This window comes from Paenibacillus chungangensis (assembly GCF_042675905.1).
GTDB lineage: Bacteria > Bacillota > Bacilli > Paenibacillales > Paenibacillaceae > Pristimantibacillus > Pristimantibacillus chungangensis.
The window spans coordinates 212,584-231,749 of record NZ_JBHTJZ010000033.1; the positions used below are offsets into that span (position 1 = coordinate 212,584).

The 19,166-nt window shown below is 53.1% G+C and carries 15 protein-coding genes; 7 read left to right on the forward strand and 8 right to left on the reverse strand.

Annotation, left to right across the window (positions count from 1 at the left end):
- The first annotated feature begins 72 nt into the window (after window positions 1-72).
- On the forward strand, window positions 73-2,982 hold the full coding sequence (locus tag ACFQ2I_RS18195) for a 2-oxoglutarate dehydrogenase E1 component (protein WP_377566681.1): 2,910 nt from the start codon (window positions 73-75) through the stop codon (window positions 2,980-2,982).
- Window positions 2,983-2,988: 6 nt separating this feature from the next.
- Window positions 2,989-4,236, forward strand: coding sequence for a 2-oxoglutarate dehydrogenase complex dihydrolipoyllysine-residue succinyltransferase (odhB, locus tag ACFQ2I_RS18200; protein WP_377566683.1), 1,248 nt, complete (start codon window positions 2,989-2,991; stop codon window positions 4,234-4,236).
- Between the two features lie 195 nt (window positions 4,237-4,431).
- On the opposite strand, the gene ACFQ2I_RS18205 is transcribed toward odhB, so the two are convergent.
- Window positions 4,432-5,310 carry a helix-turn-helix transcriptional regulator gene (locus tag ACFQ2I_RS18205; RefSeq protein ID WP_377566685.1) on the reverse strand — a complete coding sequence of 293 codons (879 nt, stop codon included), beginning with the start codon at window positions 5,308-5,310 and terminating at the stop codon, window positions 4,432-4,434.
- A 176-nt stretch (window positions 5,311-5,486) separates the two neighbouring features.
- Here ACFQ2I_RS18205 and ACFQ2I_RS18210 point away from each other — a divergent pair, with 176 nt between their 5' ends.
- Entirely contained in the window at window positions 5,487-6,632 is a 1,146-nt protein-coding gene (locus tag ACFQ2I_RS18210; RefSeq protein WP_377566687.1) for a Gfo/Idh/MocA family protein, read from the forward strand.
- Entirely contained in the window at window positions 6,629-7,705 is a 1,077-nt protein-coding gene (locus tag ACFQ2I_RS18215; protein ID WP_377566689.1) for a Gfo/Idh/MocA family protein, read from the forward strand. Before ACFQ2I_RS18210 ends, ACFQ2I_RS18215 begins: the two co-directional genes overlap by 4 nt.
- 190 nt (window positions 7,706-7,895) lie before the next feature.
- On the opposite strand, the gene ACFQ2I_RS18220 is transcribed toward ACFQ2I_RS18215, so the two are convergent.
- A complete protein-coding gene (locus tag ACFQ2I_RS18220) occupies window positions 7,896-8,204 on the reverse strand; it encodes a hypothetical protein (RefSeq protein ID WP_377566691.1) in 309 nt (102 codons plus the stop codon).
- 560 nt (window positions 8,205-8,764) lie between these two features.
- Here ACFQ2I_RS18220 and ACFQ2I_RS18225 point away from each other — a divergent pair.
- A complete protein-coding gene (locus tag ACFQ2I_RS18225) occupies window positions 8,765-9,967 on the forward strand; it encodes a GTP-binding protein (protein WP_377566693.1) in 1,203 nt (400 codons plus the stop codon).
- Window positions 9,968-10,108: 141 nt separating this feature from the next.
- On the opposite strand, the gene ACFQ2I_RS18230 is transcribed toward ACFQ2I_RS18225, so the two are convergent.
- The 4 genes from ACFQ2I_RS18230 to ACFQ2I_RS18245 all read right to left on the reverse strand — a co-directional run bounded on the left by ACFQ2I_RS18230 (window position 10,109) and on the right by ACFQ2I_RS18245 (window position 14,189).
- The gene (locus ACFQ2I_RS18230) at window positions 10,109-11,191 is read right to left on the reverse strand and encodes a Gfo/Idh/MocA family protein (protein WP_377566695.1); all 1,083 of its coding nucleotides are present in this window, start codon (window positions 11,189-11,191) and stop codon (window positions 10,109-10,111) included.
- A 2-nt stretch (window positions 11,192-11,193) separates the two neighbouring features.
- Entirely contained in the window at window positions 11,194-12,141 is a 948-nt protein-coding gene (locus ACFQ2I_RS18235) for a helix-turn-helix domain-containing protein (RefSeq protein ID WP_377566697.1), read from the reverse strand.
- A gap of 58 nt (window positions 12,142-12,199) precedes the next feature.
- Window positions 12,200-13,204, reverse strand: a complete 1,005-nt coding sequence (locus ACFQ2I_RS18240; RefSeq protein ID WP_377566699.1) for a Gfo/Idh/MocA family protein — start codon at window positions 13,202-13,204, stop codon at window positions 12,200-12,202.
- A gap of 133 nt (window positions 13,205-13,337) precedes the next feature.
- Complete coding sequence (locus tag ACFQ2I_RS18245; protein WP_377566701.1) at window positions 13,338-14,189, reverse strand: helix-turn-helix transcriptional regulator; 852 nt, start codon at window positions 14,187-14,189, stop codon at window positions 13,338-13,340.
- Between the two features lie 135 nt (window positions 14,190-14,324).
- On the opposite strand from ACFQ2I_RS18245, the gene ACFQ2I_RS18250 reads away from it, so the two are divergent.
- Both ACFQ2I_RS18250 and uxaC read left to right on the forward strand, forming a co-directional pair.
- Window positions 14,325-15,614 carry a Gfo/Idh/MocA family protein gene (locus ACFQ2I_RS18250; RefSeq protein WP_377566703.1) on the forward strand — a complete coding sequence of 430 codons (1,290 nt, stop codon included), beginning with the start codon at window positions 14,325-14,327 and terminating at the stop codon, window positions 15,612-15,614.
- Window positions 15,615-15,640: 26 nt separating this feature from the next.
- The gene (gene uxaC, locus ACFQ2I_RS18255; RefSeq protein ID WP_377566705.1) at window positions 15,641-17,047 is read left to right on the forward strand and encodes a glucuronate isomerase; all 1,407 of its coding nucleotides are present in this window, start codon (window positions 15,641-15,643) and stop codon (window positions 17,045-17,047) included.
- Window positions 17,048-17,134: 87 nt separating this feature from the next.
- Here uxaC and ACFQ2I_RS18260 read toward each other — a convergent pair whose 3' ends face one another.
- Both ACFQ2I_RS18260 and ACFQ2I_RS18265 read right to left on the reverse strand, forming a co-directional pair.
- Window positions 17,135-17,422 (reverse strand): hypothetical protein, encoded by a 288-nt coding sequence (locus tag ACFQ2I_RS18260; RefSeq protein ID WP_377566707.1) that lies wholly within the window; start codon window positions 17,420-17,422, stop codon window positions 17,135-17,137.
- A 60-nt stretch (window positions 17,423-17,482) separates the two neighbouring features.
- Window positions 17,483-18,700: an aspartate aminotransferase family protein gene (locus tag ACFQ2I_RS18265; RefSeq protein ID WP_377566709.1), complete on the reverse strand. Its 1,218-nt coding sequence runs from the start codon at window positions 18,698-18,700 to the stop codon at window positions 17,483-17,485.
- Window positions 18,701-19,166: the final 466 nt, after the last annotated feature.

The window sequence follows — 19,166 nt, forward strand, 5'->3', positions numbered from 1 at the left end:
TATTGTACTAAAATATGAAGAAGTTAAGCAAAATAAGTGATGGTAACAATAGAGAGGGTGGAATTATCTGCAATGAGCATCCATGATGAGCGCACTCCTTCGCCTTGGAAGAGCTATTTTGGTCCCAATCTTGGTTATGTGCAGGAGCAATATGAATTGTACTTGAGCGATCCCGATACGGTCGAGCCATCGGTTCGCGATATGTTCGTGCAGTGGGGAGCTCCGCCAACCGTGGCTCCGTCTGCGCCGCCTGCAGCTGCAAGCAGCGATGCATCGGCGGCATCAATCGCCGCACCGATCGGCGGTCCGATGGATATTCATAAAATGAGAAAGGTCGTTGCCGCGCATCAGCTCATGCTGAACATACGCAGGTACGGCCATCTTGCTGCGGACATTGATCCAATGGGAATCAGCTCTCCTGCAGACACAGCACTGCTGGAGCCGGAGACGTTCGGATTGACAAGAGAGGATCTGGAAGCACTGCCCGCTTCGCTAATTTGGGACAACGCGCCTGAAGAATTGGCAAGTGGATGGGATGCGATCGTGCGGCTGAAGGAAATCTATGCACGCTCAGCAGCTTATGAATTCACCCACATCCATGATGAGAACGAGCGGAAATGGTTGATTAAGCAGGCGGAATCCGGTTCTTTCCCCGCGCCGCTGACGAGCAGGGAGAAGGAAGATTTGCTTGAAAGACTGATGCAAGTCGAGATGTTCGAGAGCTTCCTACACCGCACATTCGTGGGTCAGAAGCGATTCTCCATCGAAGGTGTGGATATGCTCGTTCCTGTCCTGGATGAGATTGTACGTGCAGTTGCGCACGACGGAGCAGAGCATATTCTGATGGGTATGGCGCACCGAGGCCGTCTGAACGTGCTGACACATGTGCTGGGCAAGCCTTATGATAAAATATTCGCCGAGTTCCACCATTCTCCGAACAAAGAGCTTATTCCTTCGGAAGGCTCTATGGGCATCAATTATGGCTGGACGGGCGACGTGAAGTATCATCTGGGAGCGGACCGCGCTGTCCGTGAAGGAGAGACTGTACGCGCGATGGTCTCCTTAGCGAACAATCCGAGCCATCTGGAATTCGTCAATCCTGTCGTGGAAGGCTTCACACGCGCCGCTCAAGAAGAGCGCGGACAGAAGGGCTTCCCGAAGCAGGATCAACATAGCGCCGTTACGGTATGTATTCACGGCGACGCCGCATTCATCGGCGAAGGCATCGTAGCGGAGACATTGAACTTCAATAATCTGGAGGGATATCGCAACGGAGGTACACTTCATATTATCGCCAATAACCGACTCGGCTTTACGACGAATAGCGTTGACTCCCGTTCCACGCACTATGCCAGCGACTTGGCGAAGGGCTTCGACATTCCGATCGTGCACGTTAACGCGGACGATCCGGAAGCGTGCCTTGCCGCTGTGCGCCTAGCGTGTGAGTATCGACTGCGATTCAATAAGGGATTCGTTATCGACCTGGTGGGATACCGTCGTTACGGACACAATGAGATGGACGATCCGGAAGTTACACAACCGATTATGTATGCGAAGATTCGCAAACACCCTACTGTCAGCAAGCTGTATGAGAAGCAATTGCTTGGCGAGAAGGTTGTGTCTGAGGATAAAGTGAATGAGTTGCGCAGCAAGACGGCGTCTACGCTTCAGACTGCCTATGAATCGATGAAAACGGTAGAAGGCTCGCCGCAGCGTCAGGAACCGGTTGAATCAGGTATCATCGTGCCTGAGGATGTCAAGACGGCTGTGCCGCTGGAAGAGCTGAGAGAGATTAATCTGGAGCTGTTGAACCGGCCGGAGGAGTTCACGGAATACGGCAAGCTTCAACGGATTCTGCAGCGCCGCGCAACGGCGTTAAATGATGGCGAGAAGGTGGATTGGGCGCATGCGGAGACGCTTGCTTTCGCGACCATACTAGCTGATGGCACACCGATTCGGATGAGCGGACAGGATTCCGAGCGCGGAACGTTCGCACACCGCCATATTATGCTCAATGACAATGCGACGGGACAGAAGTTCTCTCCGCTCCATATGCTGCCGCAAGCGAAGGCATCCTTCGCGGTTCACAATAGTCCGCTGTCGGAGACGGCCGTGCTAGGCTTCGAATACGGCTACAATGTGTTCGCGCCGGAGACGTTCGTCATCTGGGAAGCGCAATATGGCGACTTCGCCAATGTGGCGCAGGTCATATTCGACCAGTTCATCTCCGCAGGACGGGCCAAGTGGTCGCAGAAGTCGGGCATCGTTATACTTCTGCCGCATGGATATGAGGGGCAAGGGCCGGAGCATTCCAGCGCCAGGCTGGAGCGGTTCCTGCAGCTGTCCGCAGACAACAACTGGACGGTAGCGAATCTGACATCGTCGGCGCAGTACTTCCACTTGCTTCGCAAGCAAGCGGCTATGCTGGGCGGCGACAACGTTCGTCCGCTCGTGCTAATGGCTCCGAAGAGTCTGATTCGCAATCCGCGGGTCGCATCGCACGGTGTGGAATTCAGCGAAGGCTCCTTCAAGCCGGTGCTTCCGAAGTTCGATCTGACGGAGAGCAAGGCGAACCGGGACAAAGTGAAGCGGCTTATTCTTGGCACAGGCAAAGTGACGGTGGATCTGGAGGAGGCGATGTCTTCCGGAGAAGCGAGCGAGCATGATTGGCTGCGCGTCGCTCGGGTCGAGCAGCTCTATCCGCTGCCTAAGGCGGAGATCGAGCGTATCGTCAAGCTGTTCCCTAAGCTTGAGGAGATTGTATGGATACAAGAGGAACCGAAGAACATGGGCTCCTGGTTCTATATGGAACCGCGCCTGCGCGCCATCGCGCCGAAGGGTGTGAAGGTTAGCTATATCGGCCGTCCGGATCGTTCAAGCACAGCCAGCGGACATCAGGAGGTTCACGCAGCAGAGCAGCATACTATTATTTCTTCCGCTTTGAATGGTCAGCCATTCGAATCGAGTCTCGTTAGGGGGTAGCAACAAATGGCAGAAATTATTGTACCAGAACTGGGAGAATCGATCTCAGAAGCAACAATTACGAAGTGGTTCGTGAAGGAAGGCGACGCCGTCAATCAGGGCGACGTGCTTCTGGAGCTTGAAACAGATAAAGTAAACGTGGAAATTAGCGCGGAGAGCAGCGGCACTGTAGCCAGTATTGCCAAGCAAGAAGGAGATATCGTTCTTGTAGGCGAAGCGATCGGCTCCATCGGCGAGGGGGCGGCTGTAGCGCCTGCACCGGCCGCTGCGAAGGCTCCTGAAGCTCCGAAGGCTGAAGCCTCTGCTGCACCGACAGCGGTAGCTACTGCACCTGCACCGGCCGCTGCTGCGCCGTCATCGGTGAATGCTTCGCCGGCAGCACGCAAGCTTGCTCGCGAGCAAGGCGTCGACTTGTCGCAGGTACAGGGCAAGGACGGCATGGGCCGCGTCTACGCTGACGATGTGCGTTCCGCTGCTGCCCCAGCGCCACAAGCTGCGAAAGCTGCGCCGGTGCCGGTAGCTCCTGCAGCAAGCCAGTCCGACAACGGCGGCAAGCCTGTCGATCGCAAGCGCATGTCTCGTCGCCGGGCGACAATCGCTAACCGCCTGGTCGAGGCGCAGCGTACAGCAGCTATGCTGACAACGTTCAACGAAGTGGATATGACGGCGATTCTGGATCTGCGCAAGCGCCGCAAGCAAGCATTCTTCGACAAGAACGAAGTCAATCTCGGCTTCATGTCCTTCTTCACGAAGGCGGTAGTCGGCGCACTGAAGCAATTCCCTCTGCTGAATGCGGAGATCGACGGCGAAGATATCGTCGTGAAGAAGTTCTACGACATCGGCATTGCGGTAGCGGCGAAGGAAGGACTCGTCGTACCGGTGGTACGCGATGCGGATCGCCTCAGCTTCGCGGAGATTGAGCGCAATATCGGCGAGCTGGCGAAGAAAGCTCGTTCCAACACGCTTGCGATTAACGAACTGCAGGGCGGCAGCTTCACGATCACCAATGGCGGCGTATTCGGCTCCTTGCTGTCGACGCCGATTCTGAATACGCCGCAAGTCGGCATTCTGGGCATGCACAAGATTCAAGTGCGTCCGGTTGCGATCGACGACGAGCGTATGGAGAACCGTCCTATGATGTACCTTGCTTTATCTTACGACCATCGTATCGTAGACGGCAGCGAGGCTGTGCGATTCCTGGTTACGGTGAAGGAACTGCTGGAAGATCCGGAGCAGCTTCTGCTTCAAGGTTAATCAACAACCGCACATGTTTGGATTGCGTACCGCTCTGCCGCTCCTCGGCAGGGCGGTTTTTTTGAGTGGATGCATTATCAGGAGCTTCCATGATTGTGACATGCACAAAAAGTCCGCAAACGTAGTTGGCAATTCCGGTGAAAGGGACGTATTAGGATGCGACAATGAGATAAGGGACAACCTCCAGGTTGTCCCTTATTCGATCACGGATTTATGGCCGGCAGGCGGCTCGCTTGGAATTTGATGCTCTCTTCGGTATTGCTCGGGTGTCTTGCCGGTATGAGCCTTGAAGGCGCGACTGAAGTGGGAAGGATGCTTGAAGCCGACCTCATAGCCGATGTCCGTAATGGACTGTCCGCTCTCAATCAGCGCCAGCTTGGCTTGATAGACTCTGCGGTGCATCAAGTATTGGAAGATGGTCGTGCCCGTCACTTCCTTGAACGTTTTGGCCAAGTAAAATTTGCTCAAGTGCAACTCTCTCCCGATATGATCCAGAGACAGATCGTGTTTGTAACGGCTTTCCACATAGGAAATAATGGACTGCACATGCTGTTCCTTGGAGGATGGGAAGGTGACGGCCTCTTGCATCGGCTTCTGGCACAGCTCATGGATGATGATGATCAGATCAAGCAGCCTCGCTTGAAATCGTTGTCGTGATACGGGAGACGGTTGCTTGTAGAGCGTTATCAGCTTGGCGAACGACTCTTCTATCTCCTGTCGATCCTCAGCGCACAGATGGAGCCTGACGTTCTGCAGCTTCTTGAACGGTACCAGCAGATCGGGAGCGTAGGAGGGCTGAATGAACTGCTGAAAGTAATAAGGATCAAAATGCAATATCGTCCGATGGTAAGCGACGCTGGGATCCACATGCGCCTTATGGAGCGTCATTCCGTGCATGAGCACCAGATTGCCGGGCTCCAGCACATGGATGCGGTCGTTAATGAGGTAATTGGCTTTGCCGCTATGGAAATAGTAAATTTCATAATGGAAATGCGTATGGTAATTAATTTGGGCATTGTAATCGGATGTGGTATTAATCGTGAATGGTTCAGGAATTTGGTATTCGATGCTCATCGGATCCCTCCTTGCTTCTACTCCCATTATACAACAACCTCAGTCAAATAAAAGATGAATTAAGATAACACTGATGAAGCCGCCCCCCTTGTGCCATGTTACGATACTTCTATGTAAAAGTGTCTATTGGGATGATGGGATTGAGAAATAGAAGGGTATAAAAAGGAGCGATCACGATGACGAAGGTTGTGCGTTTGGGCATTATCGGGCTGGGCAACATGGGCAAAGGACATCTGCGTTACTTGATGAATCAAGAAGTGAAAGGCGTCGAGGTGACGGCGGTCAGCGACAATGCAGAGGCCGGACGGGAGTGGGCGAAGGAGAATCTGAGCGCTACTGTGCGCATCTTCAGCGACCCTATCGCGCTGATGGATTCCGGAACGGTAGACGGCATATTGATCGCGACGCCGCACTACTCCCATCCTGAGCTTGCGATTGCCGGCTTCGAGAGAGGGCTTCATGTGCTGCTGGAGAAGCCAGCCGGCGTGCATACGAAGCATGTTCGCGAGATGAACGACGCTGCTGGCAGAGCCGGGAAGGGCTTGCAGTTCAGCATGATGTACAATCAGCGCACCAATCCGCTCTATCGGAAGCTCAGGGATTTGATCAGCAGCGGCGAGCTGGGCGAAGTGAAGCGGACGAATTGGATTATTACGAACTGGTATCGCCCACAAGGCTATTATGATTCCGGTACATGGCGCGCTACTTGGGAGGGAGAGGGAGGCGGCGTCCTCATCAATCAGGATCCCCATCAGCTTGACTTGTGGCAGTGGACCATCGGCATGATGCCTACCCGTGTGCGCGCATTCTGCTACTTCGGCAAGCATCGTAACATTGAGGTGGAGGACGATGTCACAGCGTTCGTGGAGTACGAGAACGGAGCGACAGGCGTATTCGTGACGACGACGGGAGAAGCGCCGGGGACGAACAGGCTGGAGATTAGCGGCGACCGCGGCAAGATCGTCATCGAGGACGGGAAGCTGACATTCTGGCGTCTACGTGTGCCGGAGTCGGAGTTCAACGCAACGTTCGAGGGCAACTTCGGCGAGCCGGAATGCTGGAAGTGCGACATTCCGATCCGTGGCGATTACCCTGACCACAAGGGCATCACGCAGAACTGGGTCAATGCGATTCTGCATGGGGAGGAGCTGATCGCCCCCGGAGAAGAGGGCATTAAAGGGTTGATGCTGTCGAACGCTATGCTGCTGTCCACCTGGACGGACAATTGGGTAGACCTGCCGATTGACGAAGAGCTGTTCTATTCGCATCTGCAGAAGCAAATTCAGCAGTCGGAAGCGAAGAAGGGAGTGGCGCAGTCATGAGCAAGGGAGACGGCATGAACTATGCGCCCAAAGGGAAACCAAGCGCGGTTGTGGCGCCCGGCGAATTCACCTTCGCGGCGACCAATCTGGATCATGGCCATATCTATGGCATGTGCAACGGCTTAGTCGAAGCGGGCGCGGAGCTGAAGTGGGTCTATGACGCCGACCCGGCTCGGGTCGATGCATTCCTGAAGCAGTTCCCCGACGTCAAGGTAGCGGAGTCTCTGGAGCAAATACTGGATGATGCGGAAGTGCAGCTCGTTGCAGCGGCTGCCGTGCCGAATCTGCGCGGACCGCTCGGAGTCAAGATCATGCGAAGCGGCAAGCACTACTTCACGGACAAGACGCCGTTCACGACGCTGGAGCAGCTGGAGGAAGCGCGGACAGCCGCCATGGAGACGGGCAAGAAGTATGCCGTGTACTACAGTGAGCGGCTTCATGTGGAGAGCGCGATTTATGCGGGAGAGCTTATTGAGCAAGGGGCGATCGGCCGCGTCGTACAGGTCATCGGGCTTGGACCGCATCGGTTGAATGCGCCAGCGCGTCCTGCGTGGTTTTTTGAAAAGGAGAAGTATGGGGGCATCCTGTGCGACATCGGATCTCACCATATCGAGCAATTTCTCCACTTCACAGGCAATGCGAACGCCCAGGTCGTCAGCAGCAAGGTGGCGAACTACGCGAACAAGGATTATCCCGAGCTTGAGGACTTCGGCGATATGACGCTGGTGGGGGAGAATGGGGCGACTGGTTATTTCCGCGTTGACTGGCTGACGCCTGACGGGCTTGGCACTTGGGGAGACGGCCGCACAATCATTATGGGAACGGAAGGTTACATCGAGCTGCGCAAATATATTGATGTAGCAAGAGACAAGGAAGGCGACCAGCTGTTCCTGGTGAACGGGGAAAAGGAGCAGCATATGTCGCTGCGCGGCAAGGTCGGCTATCCCTTCTTCGGCCAGCTCGTACTGGACTGCCTGAACGGTACGGAGCATGCCATGACGCAGGAGCATACGTTCAAGGCAGCCGAGCTGTGCATGATCGCTCAGCGTGACGCCGTGCGTGTGGAAGGGTAAGACGTATAAGGTGCTTATATACGTAATGTAATACTATGTCCCGACAAGGATGGCTAAGCCAGCCTCATTGTCGGGACTTTTGATACTTATGAAGGCTATATTAAACTCTAATGTTGATTCTCTAGCATAAGAAAACCGACTTGGTTGAAGGGCGGTTTGTTAAGTTAACGTCTTCGTGAGATTTAGGGATTCAGGACAGGTAATGAAATTTCTCTTCCCTACTCTTCCAGGATTGATTGGCTATTATAAATCCTATTATGAATTCACAAACAAACCATGTAATGCACTGTCGAACGAAAGAATCCCATGTAAAAACCGCTTTTTCAAAATCCGAAATATTTATTTCAATGATCGTAATAACAAGCCAAATAGCAAATAAAATGAGTCCCAACAGGCTACCCCTGGTTGTAATGTACCTTACTCTGCCTCCTTTTCGAATATCCGTCCACTTTGTAAGGAATGAAATTTCCTTTTCACCTAATCCTAACTTTCCTCCCATCATTCAAACCTCCCACCTTTGAGATGATAACATTACCTTACAGTATTTCCGAGTTGACACCATTTTTTATGATTAGTTGTCACACAGCCTACTTTCTATAATAGACACTTCGTAGCTTGTGCTTGTTACATTTTTGATAAGTTTTTTGTTATATTACTCTGCCCGTTAACGTATCGATGGCTGCCAGATAAATGAAGACCCGCAACAAACAATGAAACTATTAACTGGATTCGATGTCACTAATAAGAGCAATATCGACCTTCTCGCACGCTACAAATGGAATAAGTACAGCTAAATCAGCCTAATTCGCGTTAGATCGTAATAATCGGTGGAAACAGTAGCATGAAATCCAGTTCTTTGAAACAAGTTGGAGTATTCCAATGAATGTGGTGACATAAAATCCATTTAGATTATCGGTTTAGCTATCAGTGGATTCTGGTTGACGGGAAGAAATCAGCCTGCTATACTGCTTAATAGTAAATGTTACGATTAAGCATCGTCATCGTTTATGGTATCAAGAGCAACGTCGTCAAAGGTCGAATAGAAGGGAATAGAAGCGAATGGAACAATTGATCAAAAAATTGCCCGTCACAGTATTGAGCGGTTATCTTGGAGCGGGAAAAACGACGATTCTCAATCACGTGTTGAATAATCGCGATGGCATGAAGGTAGCGGTCATCGTCAATGATTTGAGCGAGGTTAATGTCGACGCAGCGCTGATCAGCAGCGGCGGAGGATTGTCGCGAACGGAAGAGAAGCTGGTGGAAATGTCTAACGGCTGCATTTGCTGTACATTGCGGGAGGACTTGTTGCAAGAGGTAGAGCGGCTGGCCCGGGAGAACCGATTCGATTACATATTGATTGAGTCGACAGGGGTCGGAGAGCCTGTTCCGGTCGCCCAGACATTCACATACGTGGATCAGGAGCTTGGTATTGACTTGACACAATTCTGCAAGCTGGACACGATGGTGACGGTTGTGGATGCATACCGGTTCTGGCATGATTACGCCTCGGGGGAATCCTTGCTCGATAGAAGCGAGGCTGTCGACGAGCATGACACCAGAGATGTTGTGGATTTGCTGATTGACCAAGTTGAGTTTTGTGATGTACTGATCTTGAATAAGTGTGATCTTGTATCAGAGAAGGAGCTGCAGCTGCTGGAGGATGTATTGCGGCGTCTTCAGCCGCGGGCGAAGCTAATTCGAGCTCAGAACGGCGAGGTAGCTCCGGATCAAATACTGAATACCGGCTTGTTCAACTTCGAAGAAGCAAGCCAATCCGCGGGATGGATGAAGGAGCTGGAGGCGCCAGCGCACACGCCGGAGACGGAAGAGTACGGGATCGGCTCATTCGTGTACGAGAGAAGAAAGCCGTTCCATCCCGAGCGGTTGATGGCATGGATGAATGAGTGGCCTGCCGAGGTGGTCCGTTCCAAAGGGATTCTGTGGCTGGCATCCCGCAATCGTATGGCGCAGAGCTTCAGTCAAGCGGGGCCATCCGTTCAGATCGGGCCGGCCGGCCTATGGGCGGCCGAACTGCCGGAAGAGGAGCGGGCACAATTGCTTCAGGAAGAGCATGAATTGGCCGCGACTTGGGACGAGACCTACGGAGATCGTATGTCGAAGCTTGTATGGATCGGGATTGAGCTGGATCGGACGAAGCTAACAGACGAGCTGGATGCGTGCCTGTTGACGGACGAGGAGATGGCTGGGGATTGGAGCTTGCTGAGAGATGGCTTCCCCCGTTATGCAGAAAGTATGTAGCGATGAGCATAGATAGTGCTGAGTGTGAGTTGTACGGCATTTGAAGGATGGTGCCTTTAAAAGCAAAGAGGGCTGTTCCGGCGCAGCTTCGCTTAACGCGAAGCTGCCGAAACAGCCCCATACCAATGTATAAATGCAAATTTAGTTGAAGTAAACGGCTTTGCCTGTTTTCGCCGATTCGTAGATGGCTTCCAGAATTTGCGAGACGACAAGCGCCTGCTCAGGTGTGACAACCGGATCGGTATCTTCCTCAATTGCCTTGATCCACATTCTCATCTCCAGATCCGCATCGCTCTCCGATTTGCCTTCATAGAAAGCAACACCGCCGGCCTTCAGATCCACTTCCTTCGTGAACAGACGGCTGTGCTGCTCGCCATTGATGCGAAGCCCGCCCTTCATGTCGGCACCGCCCTCCGTGCCGGATAGCGTACAGCGGGCTTCCTCTACTTCCAGAGTGTTCAACGCCCAGCTGGATTCCAGCACGATGGTAGCGCCGTTCTCCATGACGATCATGCCGAATGCGGAGTCTTCCACCGTGAACTTGGCAGGGTCCCAAGGTCCCCAGGCGTTGGCTGCATTCTCGCGCTGCGACAGCTTGTGGAAGGATTGACCCAGCACGACCTTCGGCTTGTAGTTGTCCATCATCCACAGCGTCAAGTCAAGCGCATGCGTGCCGATGTCGATGAGCGGACCGCCGCCTTGCTTCTCTTCGTCCAGGAATACGCCCCAAGTCGGAACCGCGCGGCGACGCACGGCATGAGCCTTCGCGTAGTAAATCTCGCCCAGCTCGCCGTCTTCACATACCTTCTTCAGCTGCTGGCTGTCCGGACGGAAGCGGTTGTTGTAGCCGACTGTAAGCTTCTTGCCTGTGCGGCGCGCCGTCTCCGCCATACGAGCGGCATCATGAGCTGTCTTCGCCATTGGCTTCTCGCTCATGACATGCTTGCCGGCTTCCAGTGCGGCAATGCTAATCTCCGCATGGGAATCGTTCGGCGTACATACGTGAACGATCTCGATAGAGGAGTCCTTCAACAGCTCCGTGTAATCGGAATACACTTTGGCGCCCTCTGCACCGTACTTGGCTGCCGCCTCGTGCGCGCGCTCTTCGACAATATCGCAGAATGCGACCATTTCCACATTATCCAGCTTGCTCAGGCTTGGCATATGCTTGCCGTTGGCAATACCGCCACAACCGATAATCGCTAATTTGTACACTTTGGACATCGTTATCTACCTCCTGAATGTGCTTGCTTCCGGTAATCGGATGGTGTCATGCCGAATCGCTTGCGGAAGACGGCATGCAGATAATTCCCTGTTGCGAAGCCGGTTCGTCCTGCGATCTCCTCGATCGAATCGTTATCCGTCTCCAGCTCTCTGCGTACGGCTGTCAAGCGGATATCCTCCAGGACGCGGCTGAAGGTGCTTCCGTCGTGAAGCTCCTTGAATAGCCTTTGCAGATGGCGCGGGCTGATGCGAAGCTTCTCCGCCACATCCTCCAGCGAGATGGTGCCGGCGTAATTGGCTTGCATGAATTCCAGCGCCAGATGGTGCCGATAGGCTTTCATGTCTTTGGTCGGCAGTTCTTTCTGCTCATGTACTGTATCGTATGCTCGAACCGCTCTGAGCAGGATTTGAATGACAAGTCCTTTAATCGTCGTGTAGCTTCCGGAATAATGATGCATACAGGCCTCGTAGGCTTCCAGGAAGCATGGCATCGCTTTGAAGCTGTCTTCCGCGGGATAGAGCGGAATGCTGCGCAGCTTGTACACACAATGGCAAGCCTCTGCGAATTCCCAATCGTGTTCGCCTGCAGTTGCCGAATCCGTCGCTTGTTCGCGCCGATCGACGATGTCCACATGCAGACACAGCTCATCCATCGCTTCGTTCTCATCAGCTTCCTGATAATGCATGACGCCTGGACCTGTTACATACAGATGTCCCGGCGACAGATCGAACTCCTGATCGACAAGAATCACTTTCCCTTTGCCCTTTGCAATGAAATGCAGCTCGAAGGTGGCATGCTTGTGGAACGCAATCACCCTTCCCGGGGGGAACGAGGTGAGGTGGAAGGAGAGCACATGGATTTCATAGGGTCCCCATTGCAAGCGCAGATCAAGGCGCTCTAACGCATCGGACCGTTCCGACATTTTCTCATAGATGTATCCTGGCGCCATCTCTGGCTCCGCCCCCTTCCTGTCTGTTCAGGACCCGCGCTATCAAGACAGTGCCTAATTATTGCTCCAGATTAGCCAGCGCGATCGGACGGCGGCCGCTGGCGGACAGGTTCGCCGCTTCCATCAGCATAGTCAGTTCCTTCGCCAACTGAATGTTCTCCGTGGCATCAGTACCTTGCTTCATATGCTCCACCCACTGATGGAATGCGCTTGCTCTTGATGCCGGAACGTCGACTTCCTCCCAGTCTTCCTTGCCCCCGACTTGGTCTCTATCGCTGCGTATGAGAAGCTTGTTGTCGGGGATGGTGAACAGGATGGAGCCTTCGGTTCCATATATCTCGATAGAGAATGGGGAGTGCGGCGTGACGAATCCGGCTTCCACGATGCCCATTGCGCCTTCCGAGCCTGTCAGCACGGCTACAGCGCTGTCTTCTACTTCCTTGCCGCTCACATAGCCGTAATGAGCGCTAACCTGCTCCGGCAGCTCGCCTAAGAACAAGCGGGTCAAGTACATGGGATGACAGCCGAGATCGATCAGCGCGCCTCCGGCGCATTGCTCCAGGCTGAAGAAGTGCTCCGGCAGCCAGCCGGCATTCGCGCCGTTATGGGCTAGTCGGCATCTGACCAGTGTCACCTTCCCGACGGCTTGACGTTCCAGCAAGTCCATGATCGCCAGTGTATAGCCTTCATTCACGCGCGGCAACGAGACGGTCAGCTTAACGCCGGCCTTCTCTACCTCAGCCAATATGTCGTTCACTTCCCGTACTGTCGGAGCGACGACCTTCTCAGTGAATATATGCTTACCCGCTCGCGCGGCAGCGACCATCACTTCATGGTGGCGGTTCGTAGGAGCGTCGACGATCACGCCGTCGATATCGCCTTGTGCCAGCATCTCCTCTAGATTAGCGTAGAACGGCACACCGAGTTTGTCCGCCGCGGCTTGCCCGCGCTCCGGTACTTCATCCCATACCGCTGCGATTTCCGTCTCCGGATGCTCCAACGCCTGATTCGTGTAATCCCATGCGTGTACATGCCAATAACTGATTTTACCTAAGCGAATCAACTTCCAGCACCTCCTCGATTGTATACCAAACATGAATTCAACTCTATAAAATTATGACATCAACAGATATCAAAGTTAATCTAACACATTTCCAAGTAGAATTTTAGTGTGAATAAGCGACATGTGTATAATATTACGACATGTCCCTGCGATATTCCCGCGGCGACAGGCCAGTGACCCTTTTGAACGTTTTGCCGAAATGCGAGAAGTTGTCGTAGCCGACTTGCCCCGCAATGCTGGAGATGCTGTCCGTTGATTCCTTGAGCAGCCGCTCCGCTTCTTTCATTCTGGTAATGGCGATATAGTCAGTGAAGGCGAATCCTGTAATTTGCTTGAACATGCGGCTTAAATAATGAGGGCTTATAAAATGCTCCTTCGACACGCTTTCCAATCTAAGTGGTTCCCTGTAATTAGCGTTAATATAACTTGTCACCTCGGATATTTTCGCATGTATGGAGGAAGCGTGGCGGAAGGGAGCGGGCTCGTGGCTCCTAAGATAGCGGGCGACGATAAGCAGCAGCTCCGTCATGCCTTGTCTGATCAGCAATTGAAATCCGGGTTCTTCCGTTCTGACTTCATGAAGCATTCGCCGGAATAAGGCGTCCGCATCCAACTGCAATCCTGCGGGAAGACGGAAAACATGGCTGGGGGCATGGAAGGGGCTGAGCAGCAGCTCGGCCATCTCTCCCGCGTATTGCCGGAGGGACTCGTCTGTGAAGTGCAGCAGGATACGCTCGTGCTCGGGTTGTCCGTTCGGCATCGTTTTATGCAGTTCATACTTGTGGATGAACACCAGGTCGCCTTGTTCTACTGTATAGGAGCGATCCCGAATGAAATAGAGGCGACTGCCCGACAGCATATAATACACCTCATAGAAGGAATGGTAGTGCTCGTTCCGCATAGCAACGGGGTCCGTTCTCTTAATGTATTGTAAGTACCATTCGTGTGCCGAGCCGAAGCTGCAGACGTCAACAGGATCGCTCATGGAAATCCTCCTTCTCGTCAATAATGACAAGATTTGCGTACTTGAAGTGAATTCAAGCATGATATGACAAGTATTATAGCATTTCCATGCATTAGAATGAAGAGTAGCAATGGAATAATGTTCAAGGAGATGATAGTGGTGAGTAAAAAAAGGTATGTGCTCGTCGGCTGTGGCGGTCGTGCAAGATTTTTCTATAGTGAGATAGCAACAACGTATCGAGATACGGCGGAGCTAACGGCGTTCTGCGATCTGAACGAGACTCGCATGAACTACGCTAACGAACTACTCGTCAAGCAGTATGGGCATGAGCCGGTGCGTATGTACGGCGCGCATCAATTCGATGAGATGATTGCCGCCGAGAAGCCGGATACCGTCATTGTGACCAGCGTCGATCGCACACATCATACGTATATTATCCGGGCGATGGAGTTGGGCTGCGATGTCATTACCGAGAAGCCTATGACGGTGGATGAGAGGAAGTGTCAGCAGATTCTGGATGTTGTGAAGAAGACGGGGCGAGAGATAAGAGTAACGTTTAATTATCGCTATTCCCCCCATCATACGAAGATCAAGGAGCTGATTGCGGGAGGAGCGATCGGTCAAGTGACCAGCATTCACTTCGAATGGCTGCTGAATACGAGCCACGGCGCCGACTATTTCCGCAGATGGCACCGGGATAAGCGAAACAGCGGAGGGCTGCTGGTACACAAATCGACGCATCATTTCGATCTCGTCAATTTCTGGATTGATTCGCAACCGGAATCCGTATTCGCCTATGGGGATTTGTTGTTCTATGGTCGGGAGAATGCCGAACTGCGCGGCATAACGCAATTTTATGACCGGGCGACGGGCAATGCCATTGCCGAGAACGATCCCTTTGCGCTACACTTGGATAAGAATGAGCGATTGAAATCGATGTACCTGGATGCGGAGCATGAAGACGGCTACCGAAGGGATCAGAGCGTATTCGGAGACGGTATCAGCATCGAGGACACGATGGGCGTGCTGGTGAAGTATCGGAACAACGCGATATTGACCTATTCGTTAAACGCTTACATGCCTTGGGAAGGATATCGGATTGCATTCAATGGCACCAAAGGCCGACTGGAAGCGAATATTGCGGAGCAGTCCTACGTGAATGCGGGGGGAGACAAAGCGCTGGAAGGCGCATTGAAGAGCAAGTCGCTCATGATGTATCCGATGTTCGGAGCCCCGTATGCCGTTGAAGTGGAGGAGGGGGAAGGCGGTCATGGAGGAGGCGATCCCGTCCTGCTGAACGATCTGTTCGGCACACCTGCTGAAGATCCGTTCCATCGTGCAGCCAATCATGTGGACGGAGCGCGCTCCATTCTGACAGGAATTGCTGCCAATCGCTCCATACGTGAAGGCCAGCCGGTATACATCGACGATTTGGTTCAATTTTAAGAGTAGCTGGAGGGGAATTGCCGATTATGAAAGCGTTTCTGAACGAGAACTTTCTGTTGCACAATGAGACAGCGAAGCGATTGTACCATGATTATGCGGCTCACATGCCGATCATCGACTATCATTGCCACTTAAGTCCGCAGGAGATCTACGAGAACAAGAGCTTCTCCAACCTGACAGAGGCCTGGCTGTATGGCGATCACTACAAGTGGCGGGCCATGCGTGCGGCAGGAATGGAGGAGCCTTATGTGACGGGCGGGGATGGCGTTTCAGATTATGACCGTTTCCTCGCTTGGGCGAGAACAGTGCCGCAGACGATCGGGAATCCGCTCTATCAGTGGTCTCATCTGGAGCTTCGTCGCTTCTTCGGCGTCGACGAGTTGATTAATGAAGAGAATGCTCCGATCATCTGGGAGAAGGTGAACGCGAAGCTGGCGACGGGCGACTTCAAGGCGCGTGACTTGATTCGCATGTCTCGAGTGGAAGTGATCTGTACGACTGACGATCCCGTCGATTCGCTGGAGTATCATGTCGCGATCAAGGAATTGAAGAATTTCGACGTACAGGTGCTTCCTTCGTTCCGTCCTGACAAGGCGCTGGAGATTAACCGTCCTGCATTCCGGGATTGGGTCGCCAAGCTGGGCGAGGTATGCGGCTCGTCTATCGAGAGCTATGACGGGCTATTGACTGCGCTGGAAGCCCGTATCCGCTTCTTCGACAAGGTTGGCTGCAAAGTGTCGGATCATGCGCTGGATTATGTGCCTTATGCGGAGTGTTCCGGGGAGGAAGCAGCAGCCATCTTCGCGAAGGCGATGAATGGCGAACAGGTGTCGCTGGAGGACGAGAGGAAGTACAAGACGCATACCTTCCTGTTCATGGGTCGCTTATACGCCCGACTGAACTGGGGCATGCAGCTTCATATTAATGCGTCACGCAGCAATAATACCCGAATGCTGAGCAAGCTGGGACCCGATACGGGCTTCGACTCCATTAACGACAGTCTTGTCGCCTACCCGTTGACGCGGCTGCTGGATGCGCTGGAGAGCGACGACTTGCTGCCGAAGACGATCGTCTATTCCTTGAATGCGCGGGATAACGAAGTGCTCGCGGCTCTGATCGGCAGCTTCCAGGGCGGGGGTGTGCCGGGCAAGATGCAACTTGGCTCCGCCTGGTGGTTTAACGATACGAAGAACGGCATGCTGGATCAGATGAATTCGCTGGCCAATCTGGGGCTGCTGAGCCGGTTCGTCGGCATGTTGACGGATTCCCGCAGCTTTTTGTCCTACACGCGGCACGAGTACTTCCGCCGCTTGCTGTGCAATCTGCTGGGCGAATGGGCGGAGAACGGTGAAGTGCCGAACGATATAGAGTTGCTTGGTAACATAGCAGAGAACATTTCTTACCGCAACGCGAAGGCATATTTCCAATTCTAATGTGAACGTCCCTGCAGATAAGAGCGTGGCTAGTCCGCAGCTCTCCTCTACAGGGACGTTGTTTTTTGGCGGGAGGGGGAGATACTCTCATATGCTGTGCATTCCCAGTGCATGCCGCAGCATCTGAGGTCCCGCCAGATTCGCCATCAAGCCGAACCATTCCACTTGCAGCATCCACTTGCCGAATAAATAAAAGGCAGCTCCGCCAATCATCTCGAACGCGATAAATTCCTTCCATCGCCAAGCCTGTATGACATAAACCGTGAACGTTTCTCTATCGCTCCTGCCGCTTCTTCTCACACTATTTCTAATACTGTTACTGCTCCTCTTACTGCTACTTCTGCTGACACTCCTACTGACATTTCTTCTGGCCACTAAGCTACGCCTCCCGCTCGCTGTCCGTCGAACTTTCTTAATTAGCGTATGCTGGGAGACTTATCCGACATGACTTGCCGCTTCCATCAGCGCGTCTGTTGCGATAGCCAGCATTGCATCGATATGCGCTTCCTCGACGATAAGCGGAGGCATCAAGCGAATGGTAGAAGGGCTTGGCGCATTCAAGAGCAGCCCTTTGTCCAGGCAAAGCTCTGTTACGACAGGTGCGAGACCTTCAGGCAGGTCGAATGCGATGAGCAAGCCTTGGCCGCGAATGTTGCGGATAGGCAGATTGGAGGATAATTCCGTCAGCCTGCGCATTACATATTGTCCTTGCGTCGCAGCATTGGCGGTCAGATCCTGCTCAATTAGCTCTTGCAGCACCGCCAGTCCTGCTGCCATGGCGAGAGGCTGGGCGCTGTATGTGCCGCCTTGCTCGCCGGGCTGGAACAGATTGTGCTTCTCAAGCGTCAGCATGGCGGAGAGCGGGAAGCCACCACCGATCCCTTTGCCGAGCGTGAGAATATCTGGCATAATACCGGAATGCTCATAGGCGAACAGCTTGCCCGTACGTCCCATACCTGTCTGGATTTCATCGAAAATAAGCAGCATACCGTACATGTCGCATATTTTGCGCAGGCCGTAAAGATAAGCTTCGTCCAGCGGATGCACGCCGCCTTCTCCTTGCACGGGTTCGACCATGATTGCGCAGGTGTTGTTATTCACAGCGGCAAAGCAAGCGTCCAAATCATTGATCGGGACGTGGCGGAATCCGTCTACTTTGGGAGCGTAGAGTTGCTTCCAGTGCGGCTTGCCCGTTGCGGACATGGTTGCGAGCGTGCGGCCGTGGAAGCTTCCTTGCAGCGTAATGATTTCATACGCTCCGTTCATGCAGACGGTGCCGTGCTTGCGAGCAAGCTTAATGGCGCTTTCGTTCGCCTCCGCTCCACTGCTGGCGAAGAACACGCGGTCCATACCGCTTACTTCCGTCAGCTGCGCCGAGAATTCCAGCATCGGCTTATTGTAGAAGGCGGGGCTGGCATGGACTAGCGTGCCCGCTTGACTGGCGAGCGCCTGCTGCAGCGCCTTGGGCGAATGTCCCAGACAGTTAACGGCCCAGCCGCCAATGAAGTCAAGATACTTGTTGCCGCCAGTGTCCCATATATACATACCTTCTCCGCGCTCCATAATGAGCTCTGGCCGAACTGCAGTGGACAGTACACTCTCCTTGGCTCCGTGAAGCCAATCGTCGGTCACGGCTTCCTGTACATGCATCATACTGAACAACCTCCCGGTAATCATATTCGTATTGTATAAATATACATTCAACAGAATAAAAATACAACAAATCTGCAACAAATAAATTTCAGTAATTTTTGGCTCATCGTCCATCAACACTAGAGCGCCCAATGGTGCGATCAAGCAGAAATAGTGTAGGCAGCCTGCATTAGAGTGCCGAAAGGGTGCGATCGAGCGAAGATAGTGTAGGCAGCCTGCATTAGAGTGCCGAAAGGGTGCGATCGAGCGAAGATAGTGTAGGCAGCCTCAGTAGCGTTGCATTAAACTTGACATGGATTGTGCCTCTAATAAGTCGTTCTAAATTGTGCTAAATATGTTAAATATATGTGGTTCATGACAGAAAAAAGCTCCTAAAATTAGAGGTGCAGGTAGCCCTGTCCAAATCTCTAATTTAGGAGACATCACATGGACAAGGATACACTAATTTCGTCATTTGGTAAATGGG